This window comes from Shigella sp. SIG3, from assembly GCF_053555855.1.
The window spans coordinates 19,830-36,685 of the sequence record NZ_JBQZXE010000012.1; the positions used below are offsets into that span (position 1 = coordinate 19,830).

The window sequence follows — 16,856 nt, forward strand, 5'->3', positions numbered from 1 at the left end:
GCCTATAATTTGCATTATCATACCTGTCATTCAATGCCGTGCCTAACACCACTGACGCTATTCGGACAGGATTAACACTAGCGTAGAGATGACAAGTACGTTAGTCTCTGACCGTTTGTCACGCGCAACGTTACCGATGATGGAACAATAAAATCAACGTATGAAAAAACGTATCCCCACTCTCCTGGCCACCATGATTGCCACCGCCCTTTATAGTCAACAGGGACTGGCAGCCGACCTCGCCTCACAGTGCATGTTGGGCGTGCCAAGCTATGACCGTCCTCTGGTACAGGGCGATACCAATGACTTACCCGTGACTATCAATGCTGACCACGCGAAAGGGGACTACCCGGATGACGCCGTGTTTACTGGCAGCGTGGATATCATGCAGGGTAACAGCCGTCTGCAGGCCGACGAAGTGCAGCTCCATCAAAAAGAGGCACCAGGACAACCGGAGCCGGTACGTACCGTTGATGCGCTCGGTAATGTCCATTACGACGATAACCAGGTGATCCTCAAAGGGCCGAAAGGCTGGGCGAATCTGAACACCAAAGATACCAACGTCTGGGAAGGTGATTACCAGATGGTGGGTCGCCAGGGTCGCGGTAAAGCGGACCTGATGAAACAACGTGGCGAAAACCGCTATACCATTCTGGATAACGGTAGCTTTACCTCCTGTCTGCCGGGTTCTGACACCTGGAGCGTGGTAGGTAGCGAAATTATTCATGACCGCGAAGAACAAGTTGCGGAGATCTGGAACGCCCGCTTTAAGGTGGGTCCGGTACCGATCTTTTATAGCCCCTATTTGCAGTTGCCGGTGGGTGACAAACGTCGCTCTGGTTTCTTGATCCCGAACGCCAAGTACACCACCACCAACTACTTTGAGTTCTACCTGCCATATTACTGGAACATCGCGCCAAATATGGATGCCACCATCACGCCGCATTATATGCATCGTCGTGGCAACATCATGTGGGAGAACGAATTCCGCTACCTCTCCCAGGCGGGCGCTGGCTTGATGGAACTGGACTATCTGCCTTCAGATAAAGTCTATGAAGATGAACACCCGAACGATGACAGTTCACGTCGTTGGTTATTCTACTGGAACCACTCCGGGGTCATGGATCAGGTGTGGCGTTTCAACGTCGACTACACCAAGGTCAGCGATCCTAGCTACTTCAATGATTTCGATAACAAGTACGGTTCCAGTACTGACGGCTACGCAACGCAAAAATTCAGCGTTGGCTATGCGGTGCAAAACTTCAATGCCACCGTTTCAACCAAGCAGTTCCAGGTTTTCAGCGAACAGAACACCAGTAGCTACTCGGCAGAGCCGCAGTTAGACGTTAATTACTACCAGAATGATGTTGGTCCGTTTGATACGCGTATTTACGGCCAGGCAGTGCACTTTGTTAACACCAGAGACGACATGCCTGAAGCAACCCGTGTTCACCTGGAACCGACCATCAATTTGCCGCTCTCTAATAACTGGGGCAGCATCAATACCGAAGCGAAGTTTCTGGCAACCCATTATCAGCAAACCAATCTTGACTGGTATAACTCCAGAAACACGACCAAGCTGGACGAATCCGTTAACCGCGTAATGCCGCAATTCAAAGTTGACGGCAAAATGGTCTTTGAACGCGATATGGAAATGCTGGCTCCGGGTTATACCCAAACGCTGGAACCGCGCGCGCAGTATTTGTACGTGCCGTATCGCGATCAGAGCGACATCTATAACTACGACTCGTCTCTGCTGCAATCTGACTACTCTGGCCTGTTCCGGGACCGGACTTACGGCGGTCTTGACCGTATTGCCTCCGCTAACCAGGTGACGACCGGTGTCACATCTCGCATATATGATGATGCTGCCGTTGAACGTTTTAATATTTCCGTTGGTCAAATCTACTATTTCACGGAGTCTCGCACTGGCGATGACAACATAACATGGGAGAATGACGACAAAACGGGCTCACTGGTGTGGGCAGGCGACACCTACTGGCGTATCTCCGAGCGTTGGGGATTGCGTGGCGGGATTCAGTACGATACACGTCTGGATAACGTAGCGACCAGTAACTCCAGCATTGAATACCGTCGGGATGAAGACCGTCTGGTACAGCTGAATTACCATTACGCCAGCCCGGAATATATTCAGGCTACGCTGCCTAAGTACTATTCCACTGCTGAGCAATATAAGAATGGTATTTCGCAGGTAGGTGCTGTCGCCAGCAGGCCAATTGCCGATCGTTGGTCCATTGTTGGGGCCTACTACTACGACACCAATGCGAACAAGCAAGCCGACTCTATGTTAGGTGTGCAATACAGCTCCTGCTGCTATGCAATTCGCGTCGGTTACGAGCGGAAGCTGAACGGTTGGGATAACGATAAACAACATGCGGTATATGACAACGCAATCGGCTTTAACATCGAACTTCGCGGCCTGAGCTCCAACTACGGTCTGGGTACGCAAGAGATGCTGCGTTCGAACATTCTGCCGTATCAAAACACTTTGTGATTTGTTGATTTACCACGTAATCCGCAGTGCGGTTAATTGAAATGGAAAAAGTATGAAGAACTGGAAAACGCTGCTTCTCGGTATCGCCATGATCGCGAATACCAGTTTCGCTGCCCCCCAGGTAGTCGATAAAGTCGCAGCCGTCGTCAATAACGGCGTCGTGCTGGAAAGCGACGTTGATGGATTAATGCAGTCGGTAAAACTGAACGCTGCGCAGGCAAGGCAGCAGCTTCCTGATGACGCGACGCTGCGCCACCAAATCATGGAACGTTTGATCATGGATCAAATCATCCTGCAGATGGGGCAGAAAATGGGAGTGAAAATCTCCGATGAGCAGCTGGATCAGGCGATTGCTAACATCGCGAAACAGAACAACATGACGCTGGATCAGATGCGCAGCCGTCTGGCTTACGATGGTCTGAACTACAACACTTATCGTAACCAGATCCGCAAAGAGATGATTATCTCTGAAGTGCGTAACAACGAGGTGCGTCGTCGCATCACCATCCTGCCGCAGGAAGTCGAATCCCTGGCGCAGCAGGTGGGTAACCAAAACGACGCCAGCACTGAGCTGAACCTGAGCCACATCCTGATCCCGCTGCCGGAAAACCCGACCTCTGATCAGGTGAACGAAGCGGAAAGCCAGGCGCGCGCCATTGTCGATCAGGCGCGTAACGGCGCTGATTTCGGTAAGCTGGCGATTGCTCATTCTGCCGACCAGCAGGCGCTGAACGGCGGCCAGATGGGGTGGGGCCGTATTCAGGAGTTGCCGGGGATCTTCGCCCAGGCATTAAGCACCGCGAAGAAAGGCGACATTGTTGGCCCGATTCGTTCCGGCGTTGGCTTCCATATTCTGAAAGTTAACGACCTGCGCGGCGAAAGCAAAAATATCTCGGTGACCGAAGTTCATGCTCGCCATATTCTGCTGAAACCGTCGCCGATCATGACTGACGAACAGGCCCGCGTGAAACTGGAGCAAATTGCTGCTGATATCAAGAGTGGTAAAACGACTTTTGCTGCCGCAGCGAAAGAGTTCTCGCAGGATCCAGGTTCTGCTAACCAGGGCGGTGATCTCGGCTGGGCTACACCAGATATTTTCGATCCAGCCTTCCGTGACGCCCTGACCCGCCTGAACAAAGGTCAAATGAGTGCACCGGTTCACTCTTCATTCGGCTGGCATTTAATCGAACTGCTGGATACCCGTAATGTCGATAAAACCGACGCTGCGCAGAAAGATCGTGCATACCGCATGCTGATGAACCGTAAGTTCTCGGAAGAAGCAGCAAGCTGGATGCAGGAACAACGTGCCAACGCCTACGTTAAAATCCTGAGCAACTAATGGTTAAAACCCAACGTGTTGTGATCACTCCCGGCGAGCCCGCCGGGATTGGCCCGGACTTAGTTGTCCAGCTTGCACAGCGTGAGTGGCCGGTCGAACTGGTTGTTTGTGCCGATGCCACTCTCCTTACCGACCGGGCAGCGATGCTCGGTTTGCCGCTCACCCTCCGCCCTTATTCCCCCAACTCCCCTGCACAACCGCAAACTACGGGCACATTAACGCTACTTCCTGTCGCGCTACGTGAATCTGTCACTGCGGGGCAGTTAGCGATTGAAAATGGGCATTACGTGGTGGAGACGCTGGCGCGAGCGTGTGATGGCTGTCTGAACGGTGAATTTGCTGCGCTGATCACAGGCCCCGTGCATAAAGGCGTCATTAACGACGCAAGCATTCCGTTTACCGGTCATACCGAGTTTTTCGAAGAGCGTTCGCAGGCGAAAAAAGTGGTGATGATGCTGGCGACCGAAGAACTTCGCGTGGCGCTGGCAACGACGCATTTACCGCTGCGCGATATCGCAGATGCTATCACCCCTGCACTTTTGCACGAAGTGATTGCTATTTTGCATCACGATTTGCGTACAAAATTTGGTATTGCCGAACCGCGCATTCTGGTCTGCGGGCTGAATCCGCACGCGGGCGAAGGCGGTCATATGGGTACGGAAGAGATAGACACCATTATTCCGGTGCTCGACGAGCTGCGGGCGCAGGGAATGAAACTCAACGGGCCGCTGCCTGCCGATACCCTGTTTCAGCCGAAATATCTCGATAACGCCGACGCCGTGCTGGCGATGTACCACGATCAGGGTCTTCCCGTGCTAAAATACCAGGGCTTCGGGCGCGGTGTGAACATTACGCTGGGCCTGCCCTTTATTCGCACATCAGTGGACCACGGCACCGCGCTTGAACTGGCGGGACGTGGCGAAGCCGATGTCGGCAGTTTTATTACGGCGCTTAATCTCGCCATCAAAATGATTGTTAACACCCAATGAATAATCGAGTCCACCAGGGCCACTTAGCCCGTAAACGCTTCGGGCAAAACTTTCTCAACGATCAGTTCGTGATCGACAGCATTGTTTCTGCCATTAACCCGCAAAAGGGCCAGGCAATGGTCGAAATCGGCCCCGGTCTTGCGGCATTGACCGAGCCGGTCGGCGAACGTCTGGACCAGCTGACGGTCATCGAACTTGACCGCGATCTGGCGGCACGTCTGCAAACGCATCCATTCTTAGGCCCGAAACTGACGATTTATCAGCAGGATGCGATGACCTTTAACTTTGGCGAACTGGCCGAGAAAATGGGTCAGCCGCTGCGTGTTTTCGGCAACCTGCCTTATAACATCTCCACGCCGTTGATGTTCCATCTGTTTAGCTATACTGATGCCATTGCCGACATGCACTTTATGTTGCAAAAAGAGGTGGTGAATCGTCTGGTTGCAGGACCGAACAGCAAAGCGTATGGTCGATTAAGCGTCATGGCGCAATACTATTGCAACGTGATCCCGGTACTGGAAGTTCCGCCGTCAGCCTTTACACCACCACCCAAAGTGGATTCCGCCGTCGTGCGCCTGGTCCCTCATGCAACGATGCCTCACCCGGTTAAAGATGTTCGCGTGTTGAGCCGCATCACCACCGAAGCCTTTAACCAGCGTCGTAAAACCATTCGTAACAGCCTCGGCAACCTGTTTAGCGTCGAGGTGTTAACCGGAATGGGGATCGACCCGGCGATGCGAGCGGAAAATATCTCTGTCGCGCAATATTGCCAGATGGCGAACTATCTGGCGGAGAACGCGCCTTTGCAGGAGAGTTAACGATGATCAATTCGCCCCGAGTGTGTATTCAGGTTCAAAGCGTCTACATTGAGGCACAATCTTCACCTGATAATGAACGTTACGTTTTTGCTTATACCGTAACCATACGCAATCTGGGGCGAGCGCCAGTGCAGTTGTTGGGGCGTTACTGGCTGATCACCAATGGCAATGGCCGTGAAACCGAAGTCCAGGGCGAAGGAGTGGTTGGCGTCCAGCCACTTATCGCGCCTGGCGAAGAGTACCAGTACACCAGCGGTGCAATCATTGAAACCCCGCTGGGCACCATGCAGGGTCACTACGAAATGATCGATGAAAATGGCGTCCCTTTCAGCATCGACATTCCCGTATTCCGACTCGCCGTTCCCACACTCATTCATTAAAAGAATATGGCGACATACCTTATTGGCGACGTTCATGGTTGTTACGATGAACTGATCGCATTGCTGCATAAAGTAGAATTTACCCCCGGGAAAGATACCCTCTGGCTGACGGGCGATCTGGTCGCGCGCGGCCCGGGTTCGCTGGATGTTCTGCGCTATGTGAAATCCTTAGGCGACAGCGTACGTCTGGTGCTGGGCAATCACGATCTGCATCTGCTGGCGGTATTTGCCGGGATCAGCCGCAATAAACCGAAAGATCGCCTGACACCGCTGCTGGAAGCGCCGGATGCCGACGAGCTGCTTAACTGGCTGCGTCGCCAGCCTCTGCTGCAAATCGACGAAGAGAAAAAGCTGGTGATGGCCCACGCAGGGATCACGCCGCAGTGGGATCTGCAGACCGCCAAAGAGTGCGCGCGCGATGTAGAAGCGGTGCTGTCGAGTGACTCCTATCCCTTCTTTCTTGACGCTATGTACGGCGATATGCCAAATAACTGGTCACCGGAATTGCGGGGGCTGGGAAGACTGCGTTTTATCACCAACGCCTTTACCCGTATGCGTTTTTGCTTCCCGAACGGTCAACTGGATATGTACAGCAAAGAATCGCCGGAAGAAGCCCCTGCCCCACTGAAACCGTGGTTTGCGATTCCTGGCCCTGTCGCTGAAGAATACAGCATCGCCTTTGGTCACTGGGCATCGCTGGAAGGCAAAGGTACGCCGGAAGGTATTTACGCGCTGGATACCGGCTGCTGCTGGGGTGGGTCATTAACCTGCCTGCGCTGGGAAGATAAACAGTATTTTGTCCAGCCGTCGAACCGGCATAAGGATTTGGGCGAAGCGGCGGCGTCTTAAACACAGCCTGATACAGGAAGGCCGGATAAGACGCGACCGGCGTCGCATCCGGCACTAGCCGTAAATTCTATACAAACTTACCGCCGCTCCAGAATCTCAAAGCAATAGCTGTGAGAGTTCTGCGCATCGGCGTCGTGGAATTCGCTGAATACCGATTCCCAGTCATCCGGCTCGTAATCCGGGAAATGGGTGTCGCCTTCCACTTCTGCGTCGATATGCGTCAGATACAGTTTTTGCGCTTTTGGCAGGAACTGCTCATAAACGCGACCGCCGCCAATCACCATGATTTCTGGTACGTCACCACACGCCGCAATGGCTTCATCCACCGATTTCACCCACGTTACGCGATCGTCCGTACCCGGTTGACTGCTGAGGATAATATTTTTGCGTCCTGGCAACGGACGACCGATTGATTCCCAAGTATGGCGGCCCATAATCACGGGTTTATTTAAGGTGTTGCGTTTAAACCAGGCGAGATCGGCAGGCAGGTTCCACGGCATGGCGTTTTCCATGCCGATAACGCGATCTACCGCTAACGCCGCAATCAGACTGATCATTGAGATTTCCCGATAAAAAAATTGTCGCCACTATACGTAAAGCGTAAACCGTCGTCGACTGGTGCGAGGATGATGTTGAGGAAAATTTTATATTCTGCTGGCGAGTCCACGCTCTCCCCCAGGACTCGCCGCATTACAATGAAACAAAAACAAACAGTTAGCTGTAAAGTGTGATTTACGTCACTCTTTATTAAGATGAGGGTTTCGTTTCCGGTTCATCCGCCATGTTGCCGGTATGTTTACCTTCTTCTGTTCCCTGCCAGCCATGTCGTTGAATTAATGACAGATGTTCGCGGTCCTCGGTGATGATCTCACTTAACATCGCGCTGGTGCGTTTATAGACCGCCGCGCGGGCTTTGGTGTCATTCTCAACCATTGCCATCTCTTCCACCATCTGAATATTAAAGCGGCGGAACACATCGGCACGTTCTCGCGCTTCATACGGCCCCAGACCTAAACTTTCCAGCGCCAGACGCCCGGTTTTCAGCGCACCTTCAAAGGTTTCACGCTCCGGCTTTTCAACGCCTGCCTGACGCAAACGAATGTAGTGATCGACATCGCGGGCGCGGGCAATAATCTGCAAATGCGGGAAATGTTCTTTCACCATCTCCGTCAGTTGCAGGTTGGTTTGCGGATCGTCAATAGCGTTAATCAGCACTTCCGCTTTCGCCGCTCCGGCAGATTCCAGTAAATCCATCCGCGTGGCATCGCCATAAAACACTTTCATACCAAATTTACGCAGCGTTTCGATATGGTCCGGATCGTGATCGAGCACCACCATTTTCACCCCGCTGGAGAGCAGTAAACGTCCGGTAATCTGTCCAAAACGACCGAATCCGGCGATAATCACGCGCGGCTGTTCTTCATCGATCTCATCGGCTTCACGCGCCTCCTCCGTAGAAGATTGCTCAAGGCGATTGAGGATCACCAGCAGAATCGGCGTTGCTGCCATCGACAGCGCCACCGCCAGGGTCAGCGATTTCGCCCACTCCGGCTCCAGCACATTCGCCATCTGCGCCGCACCAAATACCACAAAGGCAAACTCACTGCCCTGCCCTAACAACACCGCAAACCAGCGACGCTGTTTATTTGGCACCTGCAACGGTCGGGCAATCAGCCACAGCATGGCGATTTTGATGATGAGGAAACCGAGCAGCAAAATGACAATGCGCAATGGGTTTTCAATCAGCGTGCCAAAGTCTATCGACATGCCAACACCGATGAAAAACAGCCCCAACAGCAAACCTTTAAACGGTTCGATATCGCTTTCCAACGCATGACGGTATTCCGAGCTTGCCAGCAGTACGCCCGCCAGAAACGCGCCCATCGCCATCGACAAGCCGACCTCTTCCAGCAGCAAACCAAAGCCAAACACAAGGAATAACGCCACGGCACTAAACACTTCCCGCAAGCCAGAGCGGGCAACAAAACGCAGCGCCGGACGCGTAACATAGCGCCCCAGCAATACCACCAGTACCAGCGCACCCGCCACTTTTAACGCCGAGAGAGCAAATGCGCCCATCGTCGTCGAGGCACTGCTCGCCGCCAGTAGCGGGATCATCGCCACCAGCGGGATTGCCGCGATATCCTGGAACAGCAGCACTGCAAAGGCACTGCGGCCCATTTGCGTCACCATCAGATTGCGTTCATTCATCGCCTGCATGGCAATCGCCGTTGATGAGAGCGCCAGCGTCATACCGATCAATTCCGCGACCTGCCAGCGCAGCCCAAGTAACATACAGAACAGCCCCAGCAGGCCACCGCAAATCACCATCTGCAATGCGCCACCGCCGAACACTGCCGCACGCAGCTTCCACAGCCTTTGTGGATCGAGTTCGAGGCCGATAATAAACAGCATCAGCACCACCCCAATCTCGGCAAAGTGCAGAATAGATTCGGCATCGGTCACCAGTCGCAGCCCCCACGGGCCAATAATGCAGCCGGCGATCAGGTAGCCAAGTACCGATCCCAGACCAAGACGTACCGCAATGGGTACAATCAGCGCCGCCGATCCGAGGTAGATCAGCGCCTGAACCAGCGTATGACTATCCATGATGGGCCTCCTGCCATTCCAGCAGACGTTGCTTATAGTGGCGCGCCTGCCCTTCGAGGGTTTCGTCGTCACAAATAAAGGTGCAGTGCATGGCAAACGGTGGCAGCCAGTTCAGCCCGCAGTAGATTGCCGTCGCCTGTAGCGGCTGCGACAGCACATCAAAGCCCGGATGCGCACCAATTTCAAAATGGCTTTCCCCGCCGCCGGTCGTCACCGCCCACAGCAAATGTTTGCCATGCAGCGCCGTGCCGCCGTGACCGTAAGCCCAGCCGTGCGACAAAACTTTATCGATCCAAAGTTTAAGAAGCGGAGGAATGCTGTACCACTGCATCGGGTGCTGCCAGACGATCAGATCGGCGCGAGAGAGCGCCTCCTGCTCGGCGGCAATATCGATATTGAAGTCAGGATAGAGTTGATAAAGAGAGCGAATTTCGACGCCTTCCAGCGTCCTTGCCTGTTCAAGCATCCGTTTATTCGCATGGGAATGATGCGGATACGGATGCGCATAAATGATGAGGATCATAGTTATTAGCCCGCGTGTTTACGCCTTTGTTTTCCCACAAAGTGTAGTCATATATTCACGCGGCTTATAGTCAATAATATTGATTCAGAAAAGAGAGAAATCTGAACAAATAATCCCATTCTCTGCCCGCGGATCGTCATATTGCTGGTCTGCGCCAGTGACATTCCTCGAGTCTCCGGGGCAAACGCTACGGAAATCAACAAGCCAAACAGCGAGATACCCGCCCCCATTAGCATCGTGTTACTGATACCGTAATTATTGATAAATATCGGCAGTGCCCAGGTCGAAACAATGGTGCCAATACGACTTAAGGACATAATCACGCCCACGGCAGAGGCGCGGATATCCGTCGGGAAGAGTTCATTAGGATAGAGCCACTGCAAATTACCCGGCCCGCCAGAGAAAAAGGCATACACCGCAAAGGCCATCACTACCAGCCAGATCCCCATATCCGGGATTAGCCCCAAAACCGCCAGCGCCAGCGTCATCATGGCAAAGCTGCCAATCAACAATGGACGCCGTCCGGCAGTGTTTAGCCACAGCATCGGCGGAATACAGCCGAGCATAAAGAACAGGCTAATCACCACATTCCCTAGTGCCGCGTTTTTGCCAACCCCCAATCCCAACGAACCAACGATTTGCGGGCCAAAGGTGTAAATGGCGAACATTGGGATCACCTGGCAGGTCCAGATGGCGGCAACAAACAGAACAAAAGGAAAATGGCGGCGATTAAACAGATCGCGAAAACGGGTTTGCTGCGGCTGCTCTTCATCGAAAGCCACCGGTTCGCCAAACAGTTTTATCATCATCTCTTCGCACTCTTTTACTCGCCCTTTGCGTAATAACCAGCGGGGAGATTCTGGCAGTTCGAATCGACCAATCAAAATCAACAAACAAGGGATCGCCGCGCTACCCAGCATCCAGCGCCAACCACCTTCCACATCATAAAGCCAGTAGCCGACCAGATCGGCGCAGGTCGCGCCGACATACCACATCGCGGCAATAAAGCTGATGGAAAACGCCCGCTGACGGGTACTGGAGAACTCGGTGATCATCGAAGTGGCGATGGGATAATCTGCACCGATGACAATGCCGATGAGTACCCGCATCACCAACAGTTCGACGGGGGATGAAACACACATCGTCGCCACCGATATCACGCCGATGGCGATGATATCAATGAGGAACATTTTGCGCCGTCCGACTTTATCGGAGATATAGCCAAACAGCGATGTGCCAACGAACAGCCCGGCGAGCGTTCCCGCGCCCAGCAAGCCAATCCAGTCAGCGTCCAGTTTCAGCGCCGGAGTCAGTTGCTCCAGCGCCACGCCAATCATTACCAGTACATAACCATCCAGAAACGGACCACCGCTTCCCCACAGCAAAATGCGGCGGTGAATAGAGGAGAATTTGAGATCGTCAAAGTTTCTGGACGGTTGCATGGGTTATTCCTGTTTTTTTGCAATGAGAGTCAGTACGGCGTTACGTATCAAACCAACATCAGCCGTAACGGAACTCCACACCAAAGGTGCCGCGCGGGTATTCCCACTGTTCCAGCGCCGACCCCAGCCCCAGAATGCGACAGGTGCCGCACTCCAGACATCCGGCGTAATCGAAGCGCACACTGCCGTCATCCTGCTTCTTGTACAGACCTGCGGGGCACGCTTTCACCAGCAGCTCCAGCACCTGTTTATCAGCATCGGCCTTCACAACAATGTGCGGATGCTCTTCATCGACATTGAATTTATTGACGCCCAGTTTGACGTCCACATTGACGGGAGAAGTCATAAAACGGTCACTCCTTTCATGCCATCCTTGATCAGATTGATGAAGCCCACTTTCTTGCCGTGGCGGAGGATTTTCTTGCGCATCAGTTCCGGCGCACTGCCGTCAATGGTGAACAGGTCACGCGCCACGCCCACCGCCAGTTCCGGGTAGCCGCTAAACATGCGTGGGTTATCAAGGAACGCCGGTAGTTTCTGGTACATGCGCATATCGCGCAGCGGGCTGCTCTCCAGATGCTGACGATATTCCGCGAGTTTTTGCTTACTGAAATCGTCGCTTTTCATCGCTGAAAGCACGGTTTTTGCTGCAGCTTCCCCGGCGGCAATCGCCAGATCCATACCGCGAATGGTAAAACCGAGGTTCATACACATTCCGGCGGCATCACCGGCAATCAATACGCCGTCACCGACCAGCTCCGGCAGCATGTTGATGCCTGCTTCCGGCACTACGTGAGCGGAATATTCCACCAGCTTGCCGCCCGCGATCAGCGGTGCAACGGCCGGATGCTGTTTGAAATCTTCCAGCATTTGCGGCACCGATTTTTTCGCGTCATGCAGATGATGCAGACCACAAACCAGCCCCAGCGACAGGGTATTTTCATTGGTATAAAGGAAGCCGCCGCCCATCAGGCCATCGGTGGGTGATCCCGCAAACAGACAAGCCGCGCCCTGATTACCCTGCAACTGAAAACGGTCTTCGATTACCGACTTCGGTAACTCGATCAGTTCCTTCACGCCAACCGCCACATCCGTCGGTTTAACGCGTTTTGCCATCCCCAACTTTTCGGCAAGGATGGAGTTCACCCCATCAGCAAGGAGCACCGTTTTCGCTTCAATCACATCGCCATCGGCTTCTACACCGACGACTTTGCCATCGCGCTGTACGAGGTTATCGACGCGGATCCCGGTAATTAACTGCGCGCCCGCTTCTTCGGCCTGCTCCATCAACCAGGCATCAAATTTACTGCGCAAAACGGAGTAAGAACGCTGGGATAGCGAGGTTTCGTCACCGTTGCAGTAGTCCATAGTCATCGCTGACTTTTCCGTCATAAACGCGAGTTTTTCATGGGTGATCAGGCGTTCTACGGGGGCGGAATCGGCGAAACCTGGAATAATGTGTTCCAGACTGTGGGCATAGAGACGCCCGCCAGTAACGTTCTTGGCACCCGCGGAATTGCCACGCTCGATAACTAACACTTGCGCCCCTTCGCGGGCGAGCACCAGTGCGGCAACCGAACCGGCAAGCCCTGCACCGACGATGATGGCGTCAAAGATATCTTCGGACATAAGAGCTCCCTGTCAGCGGCAGAGCCGTAATGCAGCCCTGCCAGAGTGGATCAACGCGCTAAAGCTGCGGTCAGTGCCGGAAGGATCTTCACGGCATCGCCAACAATGCCGTAATCCGCGTACTGGAAGATCGGCGCATTTTTATCTTTATTGATGGCGAAAATGGTTTGCGACGCGTTAGCGCCAACCATGTGCTGGATCTGCCCGGAGATCCCCACCGCCAGGTACAGTTCAGGTTTCAGCATCAGGTTGGAGATACCGACATAGCGTTCGTGCTCCATCCATTTTTCGTTTTCTGCCACCGGACGAGAACAGGCCAACTCCGCACCTATCGCCTTGCAAAGCTGTTCTGCCAGTGCAATGTTCTCTTTGCTGCCAATGCCGCGACCGACGCTGACCACCAGACGGGCTTTGTCGAGATCGACGCTGTTGCTCTGGCGCGCCTGGGTTGCCGTGCGGGTAATCGCCACAGCCGGAGCCTGCCACTCCACGGTGTGCGTTTCGCCAGTGCGTGACGCGTCTGGCTGAGCCGCATCGAACGTGCCGCTGCTGATGGTCAGTACCGCATACGGCGTGGCAATGCGTTCTTCGCCAATCGCCAGACCGCCGTAAACCATGTGTTTCACTGTTGCTTTACCGTCCTGTACGCTGACGGTGCTGGCATCGTTAGACACCGCCGCTTTAAGGCGATAACCCAGTTTTGCCGCCAGTAATTTGCCGCGACGGGTGTTTGGCAACAGCACCAGACCGTCAGCGCCGTGCTGGCGAATAGTGTCAGCCATGACACCGGCGTAATCTTCGATCATCCGATCGTCCGGTTTGCCGTTTAATTTCCAGACATGATTAGCGCCGAGCTGGATTGCCTGTGCGCCGTCGGCATCATTGAGGACAAAGGCATTGATTTGATTAGCTAAAGCCTGCGCACCGTTCATCAGTTCCGGCAGACGAGAGGGGGTATCGCTGAATACCCAGACTTGAGAAAACGTGTTCATAGCATCCCCTGTAATTAAATGACTTTGCGAAGATTTTCAGCAAATGCGGCGATCTGTTCTTCGCCGTCGCCTTCAATCACGATGCGCTGACGCTCGCGCTGTTTCGGCGCGGCAACCTGTTGTTCAGACCAGGCGTTCACGGCGTTAAAACCAATATCCGCCGCCGACCATACCTGGACTGGCTTTTTCGCCGCGCCGAGAATGGCTTTCATCGAAGGAATTTGTGGGGAGTTGATATCAGTGGAAACAGCAACAACCGCAGGCAGCGGAATGCTTAAGGTTTCGGTTTCATCTTCCAGTTCGCGCTCAACGGTGAGGGTATCTGCCGTCAGGGAGATAATTTTGCTGACGCCGTTAACTGCCGGAATATTGAGGATTTCGCCCACCAGCAGACCAACCTGCTGGGCATAAAGGTCGGAAGAACCATCGCCACAGAGGATCAGATCAAAGCCTGCTTTCTGGGCGGCTGCAGCCAGTGCGCTCGCCGTTTGTTGCGGCAGTGCCTGCTCGAACTGGTCATCAATCACCACAATCAGTTCATCCGGGCCGCGCGATAGCACATCTTTACGCCCTTTGGCGTTGGTCAGGGCTTTACCGCCCACACTTAAGGCTGTCACCTGCGCCTCTGCTGCCTGTTGCTTTAGCTGGCAAGCCGCTTCAATAGCGTTGAGATCGTATTGGCTTATTTTGGCATCGGCTTTGCTGAAGTCTAATGAACCATCAGCATTATTGACCGCAATATCCTGTTCATCAGGCACGCACTTATAGCAAGTAATAATCTTCATTGCATCTCCAGAAATCATGAAGGAAACGTCGTTCATATCGGTAGTGTTAATTACAGATATCACGCCCTTTAATTTGGAAATAAAACTTTAATCACCAATATTGAAAATGTCACACGCAGATAAATCCAACTTTCAATATTGTTAAGTTCCTCACCAATATTGAAAACATGGCGTAGCAAAAAGAAATTTTCAATATTGTTTTATAGATCACCAATATTGAAAGTCAGATGCTATTTTTTACCCACAAAAGAACATAACAAACTGATTAATAACCAAAATTAACGAAAAACGTCCTCTATTCACTCGAAACAAAAATGTGACACCAATCACAGAATACAGCTTATTGAATACCCATTATGAGTTAGCCATTAACGCGTCCACGAGGTTAATAATAATTATATTAAATGTTAACAAAAATAAAACAAACGGGAACACAAAATAAATATTCGTTTTCACAGTGGAATTAACTCATGAAGAATGAAAAGAGAAAAACGGGAATAGAACCGAAGGTTTTCTTTCCGCCATTAATAATCGTCGGCATACTTTGTTGGCTTACAGTCAGAGATCTGGATGCGGCGAATGTCGTTATTAATGCTGTATTCAGTTACGTCACCAATGTATGGGGATGGGCATTTGAATGGTATATGGTGGTGATGCTTTTCGGTTGGTTCTGGCTGGTGTTTGGCCCGTATGCCAAAAAGCGTTTAGGTAACGAACCGCCAGAATTTAGCACCGCCAGTTGGATCTTTATGATGTTCGCCTCCTGTACGTCTGCTGCCGTACTGTTCTGGGGATCGATTGAGATCTACTACTACATCTCCACCCCGCCGTTTGGCTTAGAACCGAACTCGACAGGAGCGAAAGAGTTGGGGCTGGCTTACAGCTTGTTCCACTGGGGACCTCTGCCGTGGGCCACTTACAGCTTCCTTTCAGTCGCCTTCGCTTACTTCTTCTTTGTCCGCAAAATGGAAGTGATTCGCCCCAGCTCGACACTGGTGCCGCTGGTAGGTGAAAAACACGCCAAAGGGTTGTTCGGTACCATCGTCGACAACTTCTATCTCGTCGCCTTGATCTTCGCGATGGGTACCAGTCTGGGCCTTGCCACGCCGCTGGTGACCGAGTGTATGCAATGGTTGTTTGACATTCCGCATACCCTGCAACTGGACGCTATCATCATTACCTGCTGGATTATCCTCAACGCCATTTGCGTCGCTTGCGGTCTGCAAAAAGGGGTACGTATCGCCAGTGACGTGCGTAGTTACCTGAGCTTCCTGATGCTGGGTTGGGTGTTCATCGTCAGCGGTGCCAGCTTCATCATGAACTACTTCACCGATTCGGTGGGGATGTTGCTGATGTATCTGCCGCGCATGTTGTTCTATACCGATCCCATCGCTAAAGGCGGCTTCCCGCAGGGCTGGACCGTGTTCTACTGGGCATGGTGGGTGATTTACGCCATCCAGATGAGTATCTTCCTCGCCCGCATCTCCCGTGGTCGTACTGTGCGTGAACTGTGCTTCGGCATGGTGATGGGGCTGACAGCATCCACCTGGATCCTGTGGACCGTGCTCGGTAGTAACACTCTGCTGTTGATGGATAAAAACATCATCAACATTCCAAATCTGATCGAACAGTACGGTGTGGCGCGCGCCATCATCGAAACCTGGGCCGCTCTGCCACTCAGCACCGCCACCATGTGGGGCTTCTTCATCCTCTGCTTTATTGCCACCGTTACGCTGGTTAACGCCTGCTCTTATACCCTGGCGATGTCTACTTGCCGCGAAGTACGCGATGGTGAAGAACCACCGCTGCTGGTGCGTATCGGTTGGTCAATTCTGGTTGGCATTATCGGTATTGTTCTGCTGGCGCTCGGCGGCCTGAAACCGATTCAAACCGCCATTATCGCCGGAGGATGCCCGCTGTTCTTCGTCAACATTATGGTGACGCTCTCCTTTATTAAAGACGCGAAACAGAACTGGAAAGATTAA

General features: G+C 52.9%; 15 protein-coding genes. 7 read left to right on the top strand and 8 right to left on the bottom strand.

Annotated elements, in window-relative coordinates:
- Window positions 1-160 precede the first annotated feature (160 nt).
- The 6 genes from lptD to apaH are packed head-to-tail and all read left to right on the top strand — an operon-like array spanning window position 161 to window position 6,890.
- On the top strand, window positions 161-2,515 hold the full coding sequence (gene lptD, locus ACUU1I_RS04455) for an LPS assembly protein LptD (RefSeq protein WP_000746145.1): 2,355 nt from the start codon (window positions 161-163) through the stop codon (window positions 2,513-2,515).
- Window positions 2,516-2,567: 52 nt separating this feature from the next.
- Complete coding sequence (gene surA, locus ACUU1I_RS04460; protein ID WP_000800456.1) at window positions 2,568-3,854, top strand: peptidylprolyl isomerase SurA; 1,287 nt, start codon at window positions 2,568-2,570, stop codon at window positions 3,852-3,854.
- The gene (pdxA, locus tag ACUU1I_RS04465) at window positions 3,854-4,843 is read left to right on the top strand and encodes a 4-hydroxythreonine-4-phosphate dehydrogenase PdxA (protein WP_000241261.1); all 990 of its coding nucleotides are present in this window, start codon (window positions 3,854-3,856) and stop codon (window positions 4,841-4,843) included. The genes surA and pdxA overlap by 1 nt, the downstream gene beginning before the upstream one ends.
- On the top strand, window positions 4,840-5,661 hold the full coding sequence (gene rsmA, locus ACUU1I_RS04470; protein WP_001065381.1) for a 16S rRNA (adenine(1518)-N(6)/adenine(1519)-N(6))-dimethyltransferase RsmA: 822 nt from the start codon (window positions 4,840-4,842) through the stop codon (window positions 5,659-5,661). The genes pdxA and rsmA overlap by 4 nt, the downstream gene beginning before the upstream one ends.
- 2 nt (window positions 5,662-5,663) lie before the next feature.
- Window positions 5,664-6,041, top strand: coding sequence for a Co2+/Mg2+ efflux protein ApaG (gene apaG / locus ACUU1I_RS04475; RefSeq protein WP_000610901.1), 378 nt, complete (start codon window positions 5,664-5,666; stop codon window positions 6,039-6,041).
- Between the two features lie 6 nt (window positions 6,042-6,047).
- A complete protein-coding gene (gene apaH / locus ACUU1I_RS04480; protein WP_000257186.1) occupies window positions 6,048-6,890 on the top strand; it encodes a bis(5'-nucleosyl)-tetraphosphatase (symmetrical) ApaH in 843 nt (280 codons plus the stop codon).
- 77 nt (window positions 6,891-6,967) lie between these two features.
- On the opposite strand, the gene folA is transcribed toward apaH, so the two are convergent.
- From folA to ACUU1I_RS04520, 8 genes are all read right to left on the bottom strand, one after another.
- Window positions 6,968-7,447 carry a type 3 dihydrofolate reductase gene (folA, locus tag ACUU1I_RS04485; RefSeq protein ID WP_000624375.1) on the bottom strand — a complete coding sequence of 160 codons (480 nt, stop codon included), beginning with the start codon at window positions 7,445-7,447 and terminating at the stop codon, window positions 6,968-6,970.
- A gap of 190 nt (window positions 7,448-7,637) precedes the next feature.
- Entirely contained in the window at window positions 7,638-9,500 is a 1,863-nt protein-coding gene (kefC, locus tag ACUU1I_RS04490; protein ID WP_000377186.1) for a glutathione-regulated potassium-efflux system protein KefC, read from the bottom strand.
- Window positions 9,493-10,023: a glutathione-regulated potassium-efflux system oxidoreductase KefF gene (gene kefF, locus ACUU1I_RS04495; protein WP_000600737.1), complete on the bottom strand. Its 531-nt coding sequence runs from the start codon at window positions 10,021-10,023 to the stop codon at window positions 9,493-9,495. Before kefF ends, kefC begins: the two co-directional genes overlap by 8 nt.
- 47 nt (window positions 10,024-10,070) lie before the next feature.
- A complete protein-coding gene (locus ACUU1I_RS04500; protein WP_001183183.1) occupies window positions 10,071-11,465 on the bottom strand; it encodes an MFS transporter in 1,395 nt (464 codons plus the stop codon).
- Window positions 11,466-11,523: 58 nt separating this feature from the next.
- Window positions 11,524-11,811, bottom strand: coding sequence for a ferredoxin-like protein FixX (gene fixX / locus ACUU1I_RS04505; protein WP_000203747.1), 288 nt, complete (start codon window positions 11,809-11,811; stop codon window positions 11,524-11,526).
- Window positions 11,808-13,094 (bottom strand): FAD-dependent oxidoreductase, encoded by a 1,287-nt coding sequence (locus ACUU1I_RS04510; RefSeq protein ID WP_001287703.1) that lies wholly within the window; start codon window positions 13,092-13,094, stop codon window positions 11,808-11,810. The genes fixX and ACUU1I_RS04510 overlap by 4 nt, the downstream gene beginning before the upstream one ends.
- A gap of 50 nt (window positions 13,095-13,144) precedes the next feature.
- Window positions 13,145-14,086, bottom strand: a complete 942-nt coding sequence (locus tag ACUU1I_RS04515) for an electron transfer flavoprotein subunit alpha/FixB family protein (RefSeq protein WP_001091480.1) — start codon at window positions 14,084-14,086, stop codon at window positions 13,145-13,147.
- 14 nt (window positions 14,087-14,100) lie between these two features.
- Complete coding sequence (locus tag ACUU1I_RS04520) at window positions 14,101-14,871, bottom strand: electron transfer flavoprotein FixA (RefSeq protein ID WP_000692208.1); 771 nt, start codon at window positions 14,869-14,871, stop codon at window positions 14,101-14,103.
- Between the two features lie 470 nt (window positions 14,872-15,341).
- Between ACUU1I_RS04520 and caiT the strand changes: the two genes are divergently transcribed.
- On the top strand, window positions 15,342-16,856 hold the full coding sequence (gene caiT / locus ACUU1I_RS04525) for an L-carnitine/gamma-butyrobetaine antiporter (protein WP_000787094.1): 1,515 nt from the start codon (window positions 15,342-15,344) through the stop codon (window positions 16,854-16,856).

Bases quoted from the DNA above. Each gene is read 5' to 3' on its own strand.
- ACUU1I_RS04515 (WP_001091480.1), bottom strand. From the start codon at position 14,086: ATGAACACGTTTTCTCAAGTCTGGGTATTCAGCGATACCCCCTCTCGT.
- folA (WP_000624375.1), bottom strand. From the start codon at position 7,447: ATGATCAGTCTGATTGCGGCGTTAGCGGTAGATCGCGTTATCGGCATG.
- apaH (WP_000257186.1), top strand. From the start codon at position 6,048: ATGGCGACATACCTTATTGGCGACGTTCATGGTTGTTACGATGAACTG.
- lptD (WP_000746145.1), top strand. From the start codon at position 161: ATGAAAAAACGTATCCCCACTCTCCTGGCCACCATGATTGCCACCGCC.
- kefC (WP_000377186.1), bottom strand. From the start codon at position 9,500: ATGGATAGTCATACGCTGGTTCAGGCGCTGATCTACCTCGGATCGGCG.
- surA (WP_000800456.1), top strand. From the start codon at position 2,568: ATGAAGAACTGGAAAACGCTGCTTCTCGGTATCGCCATGATCGCGAAT.
- caiT (WP_000787094.1), top strand. From the start codon at position 15,342: ATGAAGAATGAAAAGAGAAAAACGGGAATAGAACCGAAGGTTTTCTTT.
- fixX (WP_000203747.1), bottom strand. From the start codon at position 11,811: ATGACTTCTCCCGTCAATGTGGACGTCAAACTGGGCGTCAATAAATTC.
- rsmA (WP_001065381.1), top strand. From the start codon at position 4,840: ATGAATAATCGAGTCCACCAGGGCCACTTAGCCCGTAAACGCTTCGGG.
- ACUU1I_RS04500 (WP_001183183.1), bottom strand. From the start codon at position 11,465: ATGCAACCGTCCAGAAACTTTGACGATCTCAAATTCTCCTCTATTCAC.
- ACUU1I_RS04510 (WP_001287703.1), bottom strand. From the start codon at position 13,094: ATGTCCGAAGATATCTTTGACGCCATCATCGTCGGTGCAGGGCTTGCC.
- pdxA (WP_000241261.1), top strand. From the start codon at position 3,854: ATGGTTAAAACCCAACGTGTTGTGATCACTCCCGGCGAGCCCGCCGGG.
- apaG (WP_000610901.1), top strand. From the start codon at position 5,664: ATGATCAATTCGCCCCGAGTGTGTATTCAGGTTCAAAGCGTCTACATT.
- ACUU1I_RS04520 (WP_000692208.1), bottom strand. From the start codon at position 14,871: ATGAAGATTATTACTTGCTATAAGTGCGTGCCTGATGAACAGGATATT.
- kefF (WP_000600737.1), bottom strand. From the start codon at position 10,023: ATGATCCTCATCATTTATGCGCATCCGTATCCGCATCATTCCCATGCG.